16 protein-coding genes are annotated in these 19387 nt (G+C 53.5%); all 16 read right to left on the reverse strand.

Annotation, left to right across the window (positions count from 1 at the left end; translation table 11 throughout):
- Positions 1 to 4: 4 nt before the first annotated feature.
- The 16 genes from FW415_RS18805 to nuoC all read right to left on the reverse strand — a co-directional run bounded on the left by FW415_RS18805 (position 5) and on the right by nuoC (position 19382).
- Complete coding sequence (locus tag FW415_RS18805; protein ID WP_168208891.1) at positions 5 to 400, reverse strand: type II toxin-antitoxin system HigA family antitoxin; 396 nt, start codon at positions 398 to 400, stop codon at positions 5 to 7.
- A gap of 1 nt (position 401) precedes the next feature.
- Positions 402 to 734 carry a type II toxin-antitoxin system HigB family toxin gene (locus tag FW415_RS18810; RefSeq protein WP_148388135.1) on the reverse strand — a complete coding sequence of 111 codons (333 nt, stop codon included), beginning with the start codon at positions 732 to 734 and terminating at the stop codon, positions 402 to 404.
- A gap of 183 nt (positions 735 to 917) precedes the next feature.
- The gene (locus FW415_RS18815) at positions 918 to 4163 is read right to left on the reverse strand and encodes a S41 family peptidase (protein ID WP_148388137.1); all 3246 of its coding nucleotides are present in this window, start codon (positions 4161 to 4163) and stop codon (positions 918 to 920) included.
- A gap of 181 nt (positions 4164 to 4344) precedes the next feature.
- Entirely contained in the window at positions 4345 to 5187 is an 843-nt protein-coding gene (locus tag FW415_RS18820; protein ID WP_148388139.1) for a ferritin-like domain-containing protein, read from the reverse strand.
- A gap of 15 nt (positions 5188 to 5202) precedes the next feature.
- On the reverse strand, positions 5203 to 5898 hold the full coding sequence (locus FW415_RS18825) for a ferritin-like domain-containing protein (RefSeq protein WP_148388141.1): 696 nt from the start codon (positions 5896 to 5898) through the stop codon (positions 5203 to 5205).
- Between the two features lie 121 nt (positions 5899 to 6019).
- Positions 6020 to 7462 (reverse strand): NADH-quinone oxidoreductase subunit N, encoded by a 1443-nt coding sequence (locus FW415_RS18830; RefSeq protein ID WP_246858805.1) that lies wholly within the window; start codon positions 7460 to 7462, stop codon positions 6020 to 6022.
- A 9-nt stretch (positions 7463 to 7471) separates the two neighbouring features.
- The gene (locus FW415_RS18835; protein WP_148388143.1) at positions 7472 to 8971 is read right to left on the reverse strand and encodes a NuoM family protein; all 1500 of its coding nucleotides are present in this window, start codon (positions 8969 to 8971) and stop codon (positions 7472 to 7474) included.
- Between the two features lie 18 nt (positions 8972 to 8989).
- Entirely contained in the window at positions 8990 to 10840 is a 1851-nt protein-coding gene (gene nuoL, locus FW415_RS18840) for an NADH-quinone oxidoreductase subunit L (protein ID WP_148388145.1), read from the reverse strand.
- 15 nt (positions 10841 to 10855) lie between these two features.
- On the reverse strand, positions 10856 to 11161 hold the full coding sequence (gene nuoK / locus FW415_RS18845) for an NADH-quinone oxidoreductase subunit NuoK (RefSeq protein ID WP_148388147.1): 306 nt from the start codon (positions 11159 to 11161) through the stop codon (positions 10856 to 10858).
- Complete coding sequence (gene nuoJ / locus FW415_RS18850) at positions 11158 to 11688, reverse strand: NADH-quinone oxidoreductase subunit J (protein ID WP_148388149.1); 531 nt, start codon at positions 11686 to 11688, stop codon at positions 11158 to 11160. Before nuoJ ends, nuoK begins: the two co-directional genes overlap by 4 nt.
- A gap of 10 nt (positions 11689 to 11698) precedes the next feature.
- Positions 11699 to 12214, reverse strand: coding sequence for an NADH-quinone oxidoreductase subunit NuoI (gene nuoI, locus FW415_RS18855; protein ID WP_148388151.1), 516 nt, complete (start codon positions 12212 to 12214; stop codon positions 11699 to 11701).
- Positions 12215 to 12219: 5 nt separating this feature from the next.
- Positions 12220 to 13176, reverse strand: coding sequence for an NADH-quinone oxidoreductase subunit NuoH (nuoH, locus tag FW415_RS18860; RefSeq protein WP_148388153.1), 957 nt, complete (start codon positions 13174 to 13176; stop codon positions 12220 to 12222).
- Between the two features lie 11 nt (positions 13177 to 13187).
- Entirely contained in the window at positions 13188 to 15908 is a 2721-nt protein-coding gene (gene nuoG / locus FW415_RS18865) for an NADH-quinone oxidoreductase subunit NuoG (protein WP_148388155.1), read from the reverse strand.
- Entirely contained in the window at positions 15889 to 17163 is a 1275-nt protein-coding gene (nuoF, locus tag FW415_RS18870) for an NADH-quinone oxidoreductase subunit NuoF (protein WP_148388157.1), read from the reverse strand. Before nuoF ends, nuoG begins: the two co-directional genes overlap by 20 nt.
- A 1-nt stretch (position 17164) precedes the next feature.
- Positions 17165 to 17629 (reverse strand): NADH-quinone oxidoreductase subunit NuoE, encoded by a 465-nt coding sequence (gene nuoE / locus FW415_RS18875; RefSeq protein ID WP_148388159.1) that lies wholly within the window; start codon positions 17627 to 17629, stop codon positions 17165 to 17167.
- 13 nt (positions 17630 to 17642) lie between these two features.
- Positions 17643 to 19382, reverse strand: coding sequence for an NADH-quinone oxidoreductase subunit C/D (gene nuoC, locus FW415_RS18880; protein ID WP_148388160.1), 1740 nt, complete (start codon positions 19380 to 19382; stop codon positions 17643 to 17645).
- Positions 19383 to 19387: the final 5 nt, after the last annotated feature.

Here is a 19387-nt window from a genome sequence, read left to right on the forward strand (position 1 = left end):
ATTGCTAAGCCTTCGTCGGCGCCTTCAGTTCATAAGGCCGGTTAAACAACTCCTGCGATACCTTGAAATGATCCGAAAGCTTTCTGATGATCTCTTTTGACAGCCCCCGGCGGTAATTCAAAACATCTGAAACAAGGCTGGTACTGATGCCCAGCAACTTTGAAAGATCAACAGATTTGAGATGATGATCTTTCATGAGGTACCGCAACACACCAATGGGATCTTCGTCTGAAAAAGTATTGTTCTCATCATCCCACCTGGCGATCAGCCACTCTAACAGCTCAATGGCATCGCGGTGATGGACGCTTTTCTTGTTGACCATTACCAGCTCTTCCAGCATTTTGCAGTACTGGTTGTACTGGCGTACGGATTTGATGATCTTGAATTTCAGTGGTTCCATATCAGTAAACACTAATTTTATATTGCTTATTATCCAGGCAAAGCCTGGTGTACCCGGCATGCGTGCCGATCCAGCAGATGAATAAATGAACTTCCCTTTCTCCGAATACATAATGGCATATCATCCTGTAATTATTCCCGCCGATATCAAACACTACCCTGTTACTGCCATTTCCCAGCAGATCGGCAGAGCCGAATGTATCAATGATATCTTCGGGCCTTTGCCAGACTGCCCGCCGTATGATAGACAACCACGCCCTGAAGGGCGCCCTGGCGGAAGGATGTACTCTCTTGAACTCTTCAATGGTCTGCTTCTTAATCAAATGGATCTTCATCCTGATCGACTTTTACAAAGTTAATAAAAAGTTCGCAAAATGCGTACTATTTTTTTTTAAATTACATTTCCTAAAAGTCTACATGGAGTAAATAAGGTGGGATGGGCGATCGAATTTACATCATTCAAATGAAAAAGGAGCGGAAGTGCTCCGCCCCTTTTCATTTATTATTTTCAATTGGTATTACTTGACCCTTACAGGATCGGCCGGTTTCGGCACTGGTTTGTATGCTTTTGTTTTCAGCTCTTCCAGCAGCACCTGCACACCTTTTTCAAGCTGCGGGTCCCGCCCGGCGATCACTTCAGCCGGTGTCTGTTCCACATCAATATCAGCAGGCGTACCCTGGTTCTCTATGATCCAGTTCCCTTTTGTATCATAGATGCCGAAGCTTGGCGATGTTACATACCCCCCATCGATCAGTGACGGATAACCACTGATACCTACAAGGATGCCCATCGTACGTTTACCGATCAGCTTGCCCAATTTTTTCTGGCTGAACATCCAGGGCATCATATCCCCGCCGGAGCCGGCATATTCATTGATCAGCATAGCTTTGGGCCCGTAGATGCTATTCCCAGGTGTTGTAAAGCTGCGGCCATCCCGCACACCCCAATAGCTTAACACTTCCCTGTTCAGGATATCGATCACATAATCAGCCACTGAACCGCCGCCATTATAACGCTCATCCAGCAGCAATGCCTGCTTGTCGGCCTGTGCGAAGAAATAACGGTTGAAGAATGTATATCCTTCAAACCCGGTATTCAGCATGAACACATACGCGATCTTCCCGTTGCTCAGCTGATCTACCTTTTTCCGGTTATCCTCAATCCAGTTGATCTTGCGTAATTCGTATTCCTTCTGCATATCTACCGGCTGCACGATGATCTCCCTGGCGCCATTTTCTGTCGGAGAGCTGTTCACCTGCAGCACCACCTGCCTGTTTACCTGGTTCTGCAGCAGGCTGAAAATACTCATGTTGCCGTCAAGCGGCGTACCATTTACGGCAAGGATATAATCCCCTTCCTTCACATCTACTCCGGGTACCGCCAGCGGCGCTTTCAGCTGAGGGTTCCAGGAAAGGGCGCTGTAGATCTTTTTGATACGGTATTTATCATTACTGATCTCGAAATCGGCGCCCAGCAGTCCGCCCGAAACATTGGGACCGGCAGGAATATCGCCTGCGCCTACATAGTTATGCCCTACCACCATTTCGCTCATCATTTCATTGAGCAGGTAATTGAGGTCGGCGCGGTTGCTGACATGCGGCAGCAGGGCCGCATATCTTTTCTTGTTGGCATTCCAGTCCACCCCGTGCATATTCTTTACATAGAAGAAGTCGCTTTCGATCTTGTACACCTCGTCAAAGATCTGGTTCCATTCCGCTACGGGATCCACATACAGGCTGACATTGGACACATCAACTTTTCCATCGCCGGATGAAGGCTTGCGTTCGGTGCCTACGATCTGGTAACCGCCCTGGGACGCCAGCAGTATCTTCTTCCCGTCCGCACTGATAATATATCCGTTGGCTTTGGTGAAGGTTTCTGCTTTACGCTCTTTGAAGTCGTAATAACGCACTTCTCCATCCACCATATAAAAAAGCTTGTCCTTCACGCTGCCGTCTACGGCTCTGTAATTATCCGCCGGCAACGGCAGGGCGATGATGCGCTGCTGAATGCCATCGAGGTCTATCTTCACGTCTTTCGATGCCGTTTCTTTCGCCTTGGTGGTATCCTTTTTCTTTTCCGGATCTTCTTTTATGGTTTCCTCATCGCTTTCCGGGGTAAAGATGGTGGGCGTGCTTTTGGCCAGCAGCACGGCATACAGACTGGAGGATACTTTCCGCTCATAGGTTTGCATATGCAGCCCGCTGATAGCCATGCCGCTGTTGGTGCTGGAAGGGAAGAAAATATACTTGCCGTCCGCGCTGAACGACGGATCACCGGCATTGCTCATTTCATCGGTTATGGCTACGGATCTGCCGGATTCAAGGCTGTACAGATATACGGCATCGTAACCGTTGGGGGCCGCTTTCAGGTAAGTGAGCCATTTGGAGTCCGGGGACCAGGAGGGCGCAAATACATTGGAATTGCCGGAGGGTATGGATGCATTGCTGTTCCTGTCCACCAGTACGGTTTTCTTTGTATTCACATCTACATAGTAGAGGTTGAAATGCGCATCGCTGTAGAAGAGCTTTTTGCTGTCCGGGGACCAGGCAGGCGAAAAATAATAGACGGTTTTGCCCAGTTCTATCTCCACCGGCTCCTTCATGGCCTTCTGGTCACGGAGGATGAGCTTGTAATTGCCATCCTTGTCCGATATGTAGGATATCCATTTACCATCGGGCGACCAGGCCGGATCGCGTTCATGCGTACCGGGGGAATTGGAGATATTGCGCACGTCGCCTTTTTCTTTTGGAATGGAAAATATCTCCCCTCTTCCCTGCACCAGCATGCGCATGCCGGTAGGCGAAATGTTCACCCGCTCGAAATTGGTGATCTTCTCATAATGCGGGCGTTTATATGGAATATCCGCACGGATGCTGATGGCCAGGTCTGTTACCGCACCATTGGCCGGGTCCAGCAGATGAATGGTAGCCCCCTGCTCGAAGGCCAGCGTTTTACCATCACTGGTGAGTGTTTTTACGTCATCATCCTTATACTTCGTGATCTGGCTGACCTGCTTCGTTTCAGTATCGTACCGGAAGATATTCATGGTATGATTACGGTCACTCAGGAAATAAACGCTTTTGCCCACCCATACCGGGCGCACATTGTTAGCATTCGCCGGCGGGATCTCTTCGATCTGCCAGGTAGCATTGTTGAATATCCAGATCTTGGGCATATAGCCGCCACGGTATCTTTTGAAGGGACGGTATATGGTCGTGCCCTCCGTCGGGTCCGGATTCTTGATGTATGCGGTGAATTTCCCGTCCGGGGAAACAGCACCCTGCGTAGCTTCGGGTATTCTGGCATGTACTGCTGGCAGGCCGCCTTTTACGCTTACGCTGTAAAGTTGTGTTGTTCTGCCCGTGGTGGATTCCGCTGCGGAAGAGAAAAGAATATGCTCATTATCCACCCAGCCCCTTACCAGCTCACGCGCGGGATGCCAGGTGATGCGGCGGGGATCGCCTCCCTCAACAGAAATGATGTACACATCTGAATTGCCGTCATAGTTGCCGGTGAAGGCGATCCATTTGCCATCCGGCGAAAAGTAAGGATCCTGCTCAAAAGCAGGGTTGACGGTCAGCCTCAAAGGCGAAGACCCGTCCCGGTCAGCGATCCAGATATCACCCGCGTACATGAAGGCGATATGTTTTTCACTGACGGCAGGATTTCTTAAAAGCTTTGTCTGTGTCTGCGCCTGAAGGGAGAAGGGGCCAATGGCAATCATCACTCCAATGGACAGGCTGAATAAATTCTTCATCATAAGCGGTCGCGGGTTGTTTTTTAGTTAACTGCGGGATCAGCAGTACTGCAAAATATGCCAAAAACAGAAAAACCAAGCGACCGCCTGTAAAATATTATAGGAATGGCAGGTAACGGCGAACGGACGGTATGCCGGAAGGCACCCCGCAGGGCGCCTTCGACATGCAAACACACTATGAAACCTAAGCGATAAAAGGATCTACGATTGCCAATACCTGTTCCTTTGTCAGCGGCTCATCGAAGCTCTCTGATGCGGCATTCGCATTGATAGTCTGCCCGTTGATGTTGATGATATCGATGCCGGCCTGTGTGGTCAGTTCCTCTCCGTCGTAGCTGGCCTGCACCGCCGCCCCGATCCCTCCGGTATCTTTGCCGGTGATCCAGGGTTTGATGGCGGAGTCGTTATTGCGATTCCGGCGCATGTAACGGATATGCGCCGCATGGCGGGCTTCCACGGAGTGGATATTAAGCGCTGCCGTCAGCACCGCATTGTTAGATATCAGATTTCCCGCCTGGCCTTTATAAGCCCTAACACCGGTGTCCTCAAAGGTCTGTGCAACGGCCAGGAACAGGTCATAATTAGTGAACACATCCTTGAAAGGGCCGTTGTTGCTGCCATTGCCGGCGGAAAAATCGAATGTGGGCATAGGAGCTGGCGTACCCTGCAATGCGGTGATCGTGTCCTGCAGCAGCTTCACATGAGCTACCTCATGATCGCGAATGGTGGCGATAGCTCCCGCCGGAGGGCCCGAGGGGACAAGGTTGGGTGCCGCTGCCGCCATTTTGTAGAACTCGGCCTCCAGATGCTCCAATGTCAGCGCAAACTGCAGCACTCCCACAACAGTGGATGCAGATTGGCCATATGCCTTTTTGAACATGCCGCCAAGAGCAAGCGGAACAGCGGCCAGGGCCAGTTTCCCGCCGAGCTTCGCAAAGGTCTTCATGGCTTCCCTTCTCGAATCGAGGCGGTCGTACACCTCGGGATCAACCTTTTCCAGTTCTGTAATGATATGATGAATATTCATGGTCTCTTTTTTAAATTATGAAGTTGGGAGATCTCTGGCGTTCAGTTTGGATTTAAGAAATCCGGAGGCGGCAGACAATACAACATTCGGAGGATTGGATTTATCCAGTCCGTTCATATCCACTACGGTATTGTCAGCAAAGGACCCGTTGCTGATCAGATCGCGGATCAGCGCGGCATGACGGGCTTCCACGGAAACGATCTTTCCGGCCAGCAAAAGGTATTGCGGGTCCGTGATCAGCTGACCGGCGCCATTGTATGCGCTCACACCGAGATCCTCGAATACCTTTGCCGTGCCTAACACACTATCGCGGCTACTGAAATTGACAGATGAAAAATTCACCTCCAGCGCAGGGATAGCGCTCGTTCCCAATGCATTCTTGAAGAATTCGCGATGAGCGATCTCATGATCCCGGATATCCGTCAGCATGGCCTGTTCCGCCGCAGTCACGCCGCTGTAGAGTGACATGACCACCTGTGTGTAAAACGCCGCTTCCAGCTGTTCCAGCGCATAAGCATAATTCAGGATACCGATATCACCTTTACCAAGATAGATGCCGCCATCGCTGCTATCGTCTTTTGAACAACCGGCAATAGTGGCCACTGCGGCCGTGCCGGCAAACATAGCGAGAAATTTTCTGCGCTGCAGGCCTTTCGGAGAAAGCAAAGCATCTCCACCTTGCTCTTTTGGAGCAATTAATTCATTTGCCATATGGTGAGATTTTTTTCGGGTTTAAAGAAGCGGAGCAAATATGCGTCCTCTCTCATGTACGACGAGAGGAGAGCAATTGGTTTTCAATCAACAAAAAAAAATGAACAGCTATGGCGGGTACTCAGATCATGGTTAACATCATTTCCCGGATCACTGCAATTAACCCGGATGGATATACGCCCAGCAGCAGTAATAATAACATCAACGCAGACAAGGCAAACATTCCAAAGAAAGGAAGACCGGCGCGGGGAACAGCTGCTCCTGTTTCGGGCAATGGCCGGAACATCACCGCGATCATACGGATATAATAAAAAAGGCCGATCACACTGTTGATGACCAGTATGATCAACAGCAGCCACAATCCCGCATCTACGCCTGCGGCGATAATATAGAACTTCCCGATAAAACCTGCAGTGAGCGGAATACCGGCCAGCGACAACAACATTCCCGTGAAAATGGTAGCCAGCCAGGGATGCCGCCAGAAAAGGCCGGAAAAATCTTCGAGCAATTCCGCATCCCTGACCTTGTCGGACAGCAGGGCCAAAACCCCGAACGCTCCTATACTGGTAATTACATAAGCCACCAGGTAAAAAATCACGGCCTCCTGCCCTGCATGCTGGCCGGCCAGGAAGGCGATAAGAATATAGCCCATATGTGCAATGGAAGAATACGCCAGCAGACGCTTTACATTTTGTTGCAGGAGCGCCAGCCAGTTGCCTGCAAACATGCTTGCCATGGCAATGATCGCAAACACCCACCATAATATCGTGTATTCATATCCGTTAATATCCCTGTAAAACCGCATCAGCAGCACCAGCATACTGCCTTTGGAAACGGTGGCGATATAGGCGGCTACCGGAAGCGGTGAACCTTCATAGATATCCGGCGTCCACATATGGAAAGGAACAATACCCAGTTTAAAGCCCACTCCTATCAGCATCAGCCCGAAACCTGCCACCACACTTGCCGGTACATCTCCTGCTGTTTCCAGAAAAGCTCCGATGCCGGTAAAATCCATCCTCCCCGTATGCGCATACACCAGCGCCATGCCAAAGAGCAGGAAAGCGGAAGACAGTGCTGCCAGCAACAGGTATTTAATACCGGCCTCATCTGACCGTTCCCGTTTGCGCAGATAAGCGATCATTCCATACAAGCTGATGCTCATTGTTTCCAGGCCCAGGAACAGGGAGATGAAATGCTGGCTGATCACCAGTACCAGACCGCCTACCGTGGCCAGCAACAGCAGGATATAATATTCCTCCTTGCGCTCCTCCCGCTGCTCGAAATAACGGAAGGAAAGGAACAACACACTCAATCCCGCCACAAGGATCAATCCGGTATTGAACATCGCAAAAGCATCGATCACGAACAGCGGCGCAATGATATGCGGGGACACATCCGGCTGCAGGAACAACGCCACAAATGCCAGCATGAATGCCAGCACGGAAAAGGCATGCATAATACGGTGGTTCCGCCTGATGGCGACCAATAACATCGCGATCACCGCGGATCCGCTGATGACCAGCAAAGGCAATATGTTTAAAAGATCGGATGTTGACATCATGCTATCTTTTTACTTGACGGGATAAATAGCCACATTTGAGTATGGCGCGGGCTTCAGCAGCACAACAGCCGGAATGGAAGGCTTTACCATACGGATCACCGGTTGGGGATACACACCCAGCCAGATGATGACCACTATCAGCGGCACGAGCATCAGGGCCTCCCTCGCTGAAAGGTCCGGCAGTTTATACTCCCGCCAGGAGACCCCGAAAAAGACCTTCTGCATGATCCGCAGGGAATAGATCGTGGCTACCACCAGCCCCACCGTAGCTGCCACGGTGATCCAGGGCGCGGACTGCCAGCTGCCGGCCAGAATGAGGAACTCCGCAATGAAATTGCCCAGTCCCGGCAACCCCAGCGATGCCATAACGAACACCATAGACACCACCCCCAGTCCCGGCAATGCCGGCCAGAGGCCGCCCATTTTTTCCAGCTCCCGGGTATGCAGCCGTTCATACAAAGCCCCGGCTATCATAAACAATGCACCGGTACTGATACCGTGCGTGATCATTTGCATCACCACGCCCTGGTAAGCCATTTCATTGAATGCAAAAGCCCCCAGCAGCACAAACCCCATGTGGCTGACACTGGTGTACGCCACCAGCCGTTTTAGGTCCGTCTGCGCAAAAGCCAGCTTGCCCCCGTACAAAATGCCCACTGCGCCCAGCAGCATGATCCAGGGAGCAAAGTATTGGGACGCTTCGGGAAACATCGGAATAACGAAGCGCAGGATACCATAAGCGCCGGTCTTCAGCAGCAACCCGGCCAGTATCACGGAACCTGCTGTTGGCGCTTCCGTATGCGCATCCGGCAACCAGGTATGGAAGGGAAATGCCGGCAGCTTCACAATGAACGCGGTCAGGAAGCCCAGCATCAGCCAGCGGCCTGCATCCTGCTCCATCGGGGTATCCAGCAGGGCGAAATAAGAAAAAGTGTATTCGTTAGTGTTATGTGCATGTACGAAATAAAGCCCCAGTATAGCCAGCAGCATCAGCAATCCGCCGGCTTGCGTAAAGATGAAGAATTTGAAGGCTGCATACATCCGGTTGGCGTGCCCCCAGATACCGATCAGGAAATACATGGGAATCAGCATCACTTCCCAGAAAAAGTAAAAAAGGAACAGGTCGGTCGTCAGAAAAACACCGGTGATGCCCGCCAGCACAAATAATAAATTGAAATGGAAGAAACCGGTCTTTTCCCTGATCTCTTTCCAGGAAACCAGCACGGAAAGCGCACCGAGAAAGAAAGTGAGCAATAACATCAGGAGGCTGAGCCCATCCAGCGCCAGAGAAAAGCTGATCCCGAAACGTGGCATCCATGCACGTTCGAACGTGAAGAGCCAGGAGCCTCCCGTTCCATCCGCCTGCCACCAGAGCGCCGCCGCCATGATCAATTCAGCTGTCATCACCAGCAACGCGATCCACCGCGGCAACACCTTGCTCCATGCCGCAGCCATCCAGGCTGCAAACGCGCCGATCACCGGAAGAAGGATGAACAATAAAAGGACCATGCGTTATCGGTTTATGGTTTACACAAATTCGCGCCAGATGATCACAGACAGGATCACGACTGCGCCCATCACAATACCCATGACATACCACCGGAGCATACCGTTCTGCGTGGCAGACATCATCCGGTGCAAACTTTTCGTTACTGATGCGATGCCGGTGTACAACCGGTCAACAATATCTTTTTTATTGATGCGGGACAGCAGCACAAAGGGCCTGACGAACATCCGGTCATAAGCCACATCAAAGCCCCAGCCATCTTTCCAGAACTGCTTCAGGCCATCTGCGAAGGGAACATGCAGGAACCTCCACACCAGGAAAATACCAAGGAACGACAGCGCTGCCGCCACTCCCTGCGATGCCCACTCCATCGCCACAGAGCCGCCTGATTCCACAGCCGGGAGTACGGGAGACAGGAAATCACTGAGCAGGGTCACATGCCCGAGGGTATGGGGCAGTTCTATAAATCCCGCTACGGTGGACAGTATGGCAAGCATATATAAAGGCACCATCATGTTATTGCCGGGATGATGATGCACATGTGTTTTTTCCGCGCCATAAAACACCAGGAATACCATCCTGAAAGTGTACATCGCCGTAATGAATGCACCGGTGATGGCGGCGATCCAGTACCAGGTGCCGCCCAGCGGAGAAGTCCATGCCAGCCATACGATCTGGTCTTTACTGTAAAAGCCGGCGGTAACGAACGGGATGGCAGCCAGCGAGGCCGCACCGATGAGGAACACCACAAAAACGCCCGGCAGTGCTTTCCGCAATCCGCCCATTTTGAACATATCCTGCTCATGATGCAGGGCCACGATGATAGCGCCTGCTCCCATAAACAGCAACGCCTTGAAGAAGGCATGCGTGATAAAATGGAAAATAGCGGCGGACCAGGCCCCTACACCCAGCGCCAGGAACATATACCCGATCTGGCTGATGGTGGAGTAGGCCAGCACTCTTTTGATATCCGTCTGCACCAGCGCGCTGCACCCTGCCATCAACAGGGTGACGGCGCCAATGACCGCCACCGTGGCCTGCGCGGCCGGGGACAGGGTAAAAAGCACATTCGTGCGGGCGATCAGGTACACCCCGGCGGTCACCATTGTGGCCGCGTGGATCAGCGCACTCACCGGTGTGGGACCGGCCATAGCATCAGGCAGCCAGGTTTGTAAAGGCAATTGCGCCGATTTGCCGACGGCTCCGCCGATCAGCAGAAAGGCAATGGTCACCACCGTTGCGTCACCGGTGGACCATAGCGCAGGAGCGCGCTCCAGGATAGCGGACAGTTGCAGGGTCTGCGTATGCTGCACCAGCAGGAACAGTGCGATAGCCATAGCGGTATCGCCTACACGGGTAACGATGAATGCCTTCCGCGCCGCGGCGCCGTTTGCCGGGTCTTTATACCAGAAACCGATGAGCAGGTAACTGCAAATGCCCACGCCCTCCCATCCGAAATACAGCAACAGCAAATTATCCGCCAGCACCAGCATCAGCATGGCGCCGACAAAAAGGTTCATACAAGCGAAAAAACGCGCAAAATCAGGGTCGCCGGACATGTAGCCGGTGGAATATACGTGAATGAGAAATCCTACAAACGTGATCACGAAGGTGAAAGCGAGGGACAAAGCATCCAGGTGCAGGGTGATGCCGATATTCAATTCGCCCACGGACAGCCAGGTCCACAACGGCAAGGTAAACGACTCCTGCCCCATCAGCTGAAATCCGGCAATGACCGTGATCAGCGCCGCAATGCCCACACTGCCGCAGCCGATGACTGACACACCTGCCTTGCCGATCCTTCGGGAGAAAAGGATCAGTATCAATGCGCCCAGAAAGGGCAATGCCGGTATCAGATAGATCCATTGCATAAGGTCTGTTTTTAATTATCCCCGCATCCTGCTGGCCTCATCACTATCAAGCGTTTTTAACTGGTGATACAATTGCAGGATCAATGCCAGTCCCACGGATACTTCCGCCGCAGCCATCGCCAGAATGAACATGAACATCAGCTGGCCCTCCGGCTGCCCCCAGCGGGACCCGGCGACCACAAATGCCAGCCCGGCCGCATTCAGCATGATCTCCACGGAGATCAGCATAAAAATGATATTCCGACGGATGAGCATGCTGATCAATCCGAGCGTGAACAATATTCCTGCAAGGATCAACCCTGCTGTTGTAGCGGACATCATGCGTCTGAAGTTTTTTCGAGGAAACGATGGGTGATCTTTTTCTTCTGCCTGCCAAGATGATAAGCTCCCACGATGCCTGCCATGAGCAGCATCCCTGTCAGTTCCACAGCGAGGATATAAGGGCCGAAAAGGCTTTGCCCAACGGCCTTCGGGTCCACCGTAATGATCTCGTCCACCCGCTCCTGCGGCTGAAGTATCAGGTATGCCAGTTCCGCCAGCAACACCACGCATAAGAGGGAGGGCCCGATCCATATCTTCGGCGTCAGCCACAACTTTTCATCGCTTGCCGTCTGCGCGCCCAGGTTCAGCATCATCACAAAAAATATGATCAGCACCATGATGGCGCCCGCATAAACGATCACCTCCAGGGCCGCCATAAAAGGCGCGCCATACAGGTAAAATATCACCGCTACGCTTAACAGCGACACGATCAGGTACAGCAGCGCATGCATGATATTATACCGGGTGATCACCATCAGGGTGGATATCACGGCTATCGCGGCGGTTATATAGAATGCAGGTCCCATATACGATAATTTATGGCAGCAGGCTTTTGATGTCTACCGGCGGCTCTTCTCCGGCGGCCTCACCTTTATCTTTGCCGCTGATGCTCATACCCGCCACCTTGTAATAATTATATCCGGGGTATTTCCCCTCGCTGTTGATCAGCAGATCTTCCTTTTCATATACCAGGTTCTGCCGGTTGTACTCTGCCATTTCGAAATCCGGCAGCAGCTGAATGGCGTAAGTGGGACAGGCCTCTTCGCAGAAACCGCAGAAAATGCAACGGGAAAAGTTGATGCGGAAAAAGGAAGGATACCTGCGGCCATCCGGCCCTTCGGCTGCCTGCAGCGAAATACAGTCCACCGGGCAGGCCGCGGCGCAGAGATAACACCCTACACAGCGTTCTCCTCCATCCGGGTCGCGCGTCAGCGCAATACGCCCGCGCCAGCGCGCCGGCAAAGGCGCTTTTTCTTCCGGGTACTGGTAGGTCTCCCGTTTATGGAACGTATGCAGAAATACCAGCCACATGCTTCTGATCAAACTGAACATCGCAATTATTTTAAGATGAGTATAATGGCTGCCGTTACCAGCAGATTCAATAAGGATAAGGGGAACAGCACCTTCCATCCGTATTCCATCAGCTGGTCATAACGCGGCCGGGGCATGCTGGCCCGTAGCAGGATGAAGAGACTGATGAATACAAAAGTTTTCATGATAAACCAGATCACGCCGGGAAGGAAGGACGGGCCCAGCCATCCGCCGAAATAAAGCGTCACGATCATGGAAGATACCAGCGTAATGCCCAGGTACTCCCCGATGAAGAACATGCCGAACTTCATTCCGGAGTATTCCGCGTGAAAACCTGCTACCAGCTCACTTTCCGCTTCGGGAATATCAAATGGCAGCCGGTGCGTTTCCGCTACGCCGGCGATGAGGAAAATGACAAAGCCGAGGAACTGGGGAATGATGTACCACATGCCTCTTTGCGCTTCCACGATCTCCCGCAGGTTGAAGCTGCCGCTGAGCAGCACCACGCCCATCAGTGCCAGGCCCATGAACACTTCATAGCTGATCATCTGCGAAGCGCCGCGCATGGCGCCCAGCAGGGAATATTTATTATTGGAGGCCCATCCGCCCAATACAACGCTATAGACGCCGATAGACGACATGGCCAGGAAGAACAGCAGCCCTATGTTGAAATCCGCTACCAGCACATTCGGGCCAAAAGGGATCACCGCAAAGCTCATCAGCACACTGGCGACCACTACCGCCGGAGCGAAAACGAACACTACCTTGTCTGCAAACGGCGGTATCCAGTCCTCCTTGAAGAACAGCTTAAGCGTATCCGCCAGTACAATGAACAAGCCGAAAGGTCCCGCGCGGTTGGGGCCGTAGCGGTCCTGCCACAGCGCCAGCATCCGGCGTTCCAGCCAAATCAGGCCGGCGGCGGTGTTGAGCAATACGAACAACACGCCTCCGATGACCCACCAATAATTTACTGCCTGTTGCATAAGCCTGTGATTTAAAAAGTTTCTGTCGTAATACGGCTGAAGCGGATGCATTGCGGCATGTCCACAAGCTGCGCGCCCGGCACACCGGCGTTAAGCGCAGCAATCCCCCGCGGCAGCCAGTTGTTCGCTTCCGCTGCCAGCGTATAAGTATGGCCATCCACTTCAAAATTCACCCAGACGCCGGGAGAGATGCCCCATTGATGCAAATCCTCCGGGTTCAGCCAGATCACGAAAGGCTCCGGCGAATTGGCGGCTATGCCGCTGGTGAACATGCTCAGCTCATCTGATCCGAAAATGTGATATACCGGCATCAGATGTACATGGCCCGGCATCGGAACAAATGGTTCCGGCGCTTCCGTGAAGAAGGGGATACGCCCGTTGACGTGCGCCTCCAGCAGTCGTTTTCCCGGATCACCACCGTGCAGCGCCCCGCCTATTTCCGCCTGGAATTTGTTGATCGACTGCACCGAGTTCCAGCCTGGCGACCAGAAGAAGGGGATCAGCGGGGATGGTGGTTCTCCGCGGAAACCTTCCATGGTAAAGGACAACGGGGTATCCACATCATCCGGAGGCTTCGGCTCGCTGACGTTCTCATCTGCCAGTATAGCAGTGCGGCCGCTGTAGCGGTGCGGCTCCCGGGGTATCTTCTGACCGGCCATGCGGAAATCCGCGGACGGCGCCAGCGCTTCTATCCGTGCCAGTGACGGAATGGCTACCGTCATCGCCCAAACGATATCATCGAGATTGTCCAGCCCGTTCAGTCTGTGTATGCCGGCTTTCGCCGCGATCTGCAGGAACCAGCGCCAGCTTTCCTGTATCTCTCCCTTTGGCACAAATACCTGGTAATACCGCTGTGCACGCCCTTCATTGTTCACAATGGTGCCGTCTGCTTCCGCGAAAGTGCCGGCCGGCAATATCACCGTGGCTTTTTCCGCGGTGGGATTATACAAGTGATCTACTACGATCACTTCTTTCGCCAGTTGCAGCAATTCATCCACGATATGTTTATCCGCCCGGCGATACAGATCATTCTCCAGGATAACCAGTGTATCCGCATCGCCATTGCGTAAAACTGCCAGCGCGGAATCCAGGCGATGGCCGCCGAGCATTTCCAGCCCGAGGCTGTTGCATTCCGGCACGGTAAGGCTCAGCATCGGTTGTTTGCCTTTCTTATGCAATGCCCAGCTGATGTTGGCCGCCGCTTTCATGTAGGCGTCGTTACCGCTGCCATAACCGGCGATAACGAGCGGACGGTCTGCTGCTTCCAGCGCCTGTGCGATCTGTTCCACAAGCAACGCCTCTTCCGCTGTCAGCCCGCTAACAGCCGGCATTTCGGCGCCTATCTTATGGCTCACGGCAAAGGCTATACGGGCCAGATTGTCGGGAGCCCCGCGTAGTGTCTTTGTAGCCAGTTCGTCCAGCTTTGTGGGGAAAGTATGGAGAATAAAAAGCGGTCCATTTCTGTCCTGTACCGCTTCGCGCACCGCGGCATCCTGCCATTCGGCTATATGCGCGGTCTGTTTGGCGTCTTTCAGCGGTTCCTGCCGTACGGCCTGGCGAACAGCCAATGCCAGCATGGGCGCGGTATTGGTTATATCTTCCCCGAGGATCAGCACCATATCCGCCTTCTCTGTCTCATGCAGGGAGGGCGTACGTACCGGGCCATCGCGCAGTATCTTCAATGCCAGCGCTGTATGGTCATGCTCCATATCAGACATGCCGATGTAAAAATGTTCGGCGCCGACCAGCTGCCGGAGTGCAAAATTGGACTCCAGGCTTGCGCGCGGCGAACCGATACCAATGGCCTTCCCGCTCCGCAGCTTGTTGGCCACCTGTTCCACCATCCATTCTACTGACGCTGTTCCGTTGGTATGCGGCCTGATGGCCGGGTGATGGATACGTTGCGGGCTGTTTACGAACTCGTAGCCGTAACGCCCCCTGTCGCACAGGAAATAACCATTCACTTCGCCGTTATAGCGGCTGGTGATCTGGCGGATGGTGCCATACCGCTCTCCGGCGATGGTATTACAGCCAAGGGAACAGCCCTGGCATACGGATGGAGCGGAGGTCATGTCCCATTTACGGGTATAATGCGACTTTAGTGTTTTATCGGTGAATACACCGGTAGGGCAAACTTCCGCCAGGTTTCCGCTGAATTCACTTTCCAGCTTTCCGGGCTGCTGACGGCCGAAATACACATGGTTATTCGCCGCAAATACATCGAGGTCTTTCCCCCCGGCATAATCTTTATAAAATCTGACACAGCGGTAACACTGTATACAGCGGTTCATTTCATGATTGAGGAAAGGGCCCAGGTCCTGGTTACGATAAGTTCGCTTGGTAAAGCGGTAATCGCGATAATTATGACCGGTCATTACCGTCATGTCCTGCAGATGGCAGGAGCCGCCTTCATCACAAACGGCACAATCGTGGGGATGGTTGGTCATCAGCCAGCCGATGACATGCCCGCGGAATGCGGTGGCCTCACTATCGCTGACGGATATACGTACATTGTCACGGACCGGCTCCATACAGCTCATCATGATCCTGCCTTTCTTGTCATCCTCGTCCCTGAACACTTTGATGGCGCACTGCCGGCAGGCGCCTACAGAGCCAAGCGAAGGGTGCCAGCAGAAATACGGCAGGTTAATACCGAGCTGCAGGCAGGCTTCCAGGAGGTTTCTGCCCTCCTTTACCGTGTAGGCCTTGTTGTCAATGTATATGGTCGCCATAAGGACATTTTTTTTCTTTGATATGTCTTTCGAAATCGTCCCGGAAATATTTCAGCGCGCTTTGCAGCGGCTCCATCGCGCCGGGCGCCAATGCGCAAAAAGTATTGCCCGGCCCCAGCAGTGCCGCATGCGATGCCAGCAGCGCCAGATCTTCATCCCTCCCCTGCCCCTGCTCTATTGCCCATAGCAGCTTCTCCGTCCACGGCAGCCCCTCGCGGCAGGGCGTGCAGAACCCGCAGGATTCCTGCGCAAAGAAATGTTCCAGGTTATGCACAAAGCCAACGGGACAGGTCCTGTCGTCCAGCACCACCATCGTGCCTGTACCAAGGCGGCTGCCTGCCGCCGCAACACCGGCAAAATCCATTTTCACCTCCATATGCTCCTCCACCAGGAAATCTGTAGATGCCCCTCCCGGCAGTGCACCCCGGAAACGGTAGCCGTTCTTCATCCCTCCGGCATGTTCTTCTATCAGTTCACGCACCGTAACGCCCATCGGCAATTCCCAGGCCCCGGGTTTGTTCACCTTGCCGCTGACGCCGTATATCTTTGTTCCACCGTCAGCGGTATGGCTGAGAGACTGGAACCACATGGCCCCTTTGTTGATGATATGCGGGATGCAGGAAAGCGTTTCCACATTATTGACGATGGTAGGTTTGCCGAACAGGCCGCTCACCTGGGGGAACGGAGGCTTCGCACGCGGTGTGGCGCGTTTGCCTTCCAGCGAATTGAGCAGCGCGGTTTCCTCTCCGCACATGTACCGGCCAACGCCGGTGTGCAGGTGCATTTCCAGGGAATAACCGCTGCCCAGGATGTCCTGGCCCAGGTAACCGGCCTCATAGGCCTCTGCAATGGCCTTGCGGACCTCCGCGGCGGCAGTCTTGTATGCCCAGCGAAGGAAGACGAAGGATTCGGTGGCCTGGATGGCAAACGCTGATACGATCATTCCCTCTATCAGCTGATGGGGATTGCCTTCCAGCAGCCAGCGGTCCTTGAAGGTACCCGGCTCCATTTCATCCGCGTTGGCCACAAGGTATTTGGGGCCGCTTACGTCCATCGGCACAAAACTCCATTTCATACCTGTGCTGAAACCCGCTCCACCGCGACCTTTCAGGTTAGACTCCTTCACTACTGCCGTGACTTCCTGCGGTGTCATATGTCTGATCGCCTTGCGCGCCGCCTGGTAACCGCCGACTGCTTCGTATTGCCGGAGGCCCAATGGAGGAAAGGTGATATGTTGTGTGAGCGGTCGTTCCATATCAGGTATATTTTGCAAGGATGTTTTCGAGGGCATCCGGCGCCAGGTCCCGGTACAGATCATTGTCCACCATCAGGGCGGGCGCATGGTCGCAGGTACCGAGGCAGGGGTTGGGAAGCAGGGTGAAACGGCCGTCCGGTGTGGTCTGGCCGTATTGTATGTTCAGCAGGTTAACCAGCTGGCGGTGCAGGTCGCGGAATCCCATCACATAACAGCTGATGCTGTCGCACAGGAGAATGATATGCCTGCCCACCGGCTGCCGGAAGATCAGGTTATAGAAAGTGGCTACGCTGTCCACTTCCTCCGGGCTCATTTCCAGTATATCCGCCACATCGCGGATACCTTCATCGGACACCCATCTGCGGTGTTGCTGTACGATCTTCAACGCTTCTATGCAGGCAGCCTTTTTCAGCGGCACCTGCCGTATCTCCTTTTCGATCTGTTCCTTTTCTGATGTGGTCAGCATGTTATTACAATTTTTATCTGTCGATATCGGCCAGCACATAATCCATAGCGCCGAGTATAGATAACAGGTCGGCTACGGTGTAACCGCGACTGATATATGGTATCATTTGCATATGCGCGAACGACGGTGTGCGCACCCTCACACGATACGGAGAAGTATTGCCGTCGCTGGTGAGGTAATAGCTGTTCCAGCCTTTTGTGGCTTCGGTGACGATCATGGCTTCGCCCGGAGGGATCACCGGCCCCCAGCTGACATTCAGGAAGTGGTGAATGAGCGTTTCGATGTCCTGCATCGTGTACTGTTTCAGCGGCGGGGTGGCGAGGGGATGATCGGATTTATAAGGGCCCGCGGGCATGTTGTTCAGGCATTGCTCAATGATGCGCAGGCTTTGCCACATTTCGTTCACCCGTACCACGGCACGGTCGTAGCAGTCGCCATTTTGCGCTACGGGGATGTCGAATGCATACTGTTCATATCCGCTGTATGGGCGTTTTTTACGCATATCCCATTCCAGCCCGCAGGCCCTCAGCCCGGGTCCGGTCACACCCCAGTCGATCGCCTCTTCGAGGGTGTACACACCGATGCCTACGGTACGCGCTTTGAACAGTGCATTGCGCATCACCATTTTGTCGTATTCCTTCAGTTTTTTCGGGAAATAGCTGATGAAATTGCGGACAAGCGTGTCCCAGCCATTCGGCAGGTCCTGGGCTACACCACCGATGCGGAACCAGTTGGGATGCATACGACCGCCGCAGATGGCTTCTATGATCCCGAAGATCTTCTCCCGGTCCGTGAACATATAAAAAACGGGCGATAACTGCCCGACGTCCTGCGCAAAAGTACCATACCAAACCAGGTGGCTGGCGATACGAAAAAGCTCGCACAGCATTACCCTGATTGTTTGCGCACGTTCAGGGACCTGAATTCCGGCGAGCTTTTCCACCGTGAGCAGGTAAGCAAGATTATTGTTGACGCCGCCCAGGTAATCTATTCTGTCCGTATAAGGAATGTAAGTATGCCATGATTGCCGTTCCCCCATCTTTTCCGCACCCCTGTGGTGGAATCCGATGTCCGGAACGGCGTCCACAATGTCCTCCCCGTCGAGTTGCAGGATGATGCGCAGCACACCGTGGGTTCCGGGGTGTTGCGGGCCTATGTTAAGGAACATGAAATCGGCATCATCGCTCTGGCGTTTCAGGCCCCATTCTTCCGGGGAGAACTGCAGGGCCTCGTGCTCCCTGTCCATTTTTTCATCGAATAACCGGAAAGGGCCCATTTCCGTGGCCCTTGCGGGATGCTCTTTCCGGAGGGGATGCCCCTGCCAGGTAACCGGCATGAGTATCCGTTTCAGCAGCGGATGCCCTTCGAAGCTGATGCCGAACATGTCGTACACTTCGCGTTCGTACCAATTGGCGCAGGGCCAGAGGTGGGTGATACTGGGAACCGCCGGATAGTCGCCGCGCAGGGCCACTTTCAGGCGGATGAATGCATTCTGTTCAAAGGAGAAGAGATGATAAACGAGTGTGAAATCTCCCGTGCCGTTGTACTTGCTTTTTATGGCGCGTTCATCAATAGCCGTGAGGTCATAGAGCATGCGGTACGGCTGTTCTGTTTCGGAGCGCAGGAATTCCAGCACGGCAATGATCTTTCCCAATGGCGTCCAGATCGTGGGCGTCTCATCCCGGGTGAGTTGTTCGTGGAATATATTCTCACCGAACCGGGAGCAGAGGGTGTTAAAGATACCTGCGGGCATGATTA

Origin of the sequence: Chitinophaga sp. XS-30 (genome assembly GCF_008086345.1) — a bacterium.
Classification (GTDB): domain Bacteria; phylum Bacteroidota; class Bacteroidia; order Chitinophagales; family Chitinophagaceae; genus Chitinophaga.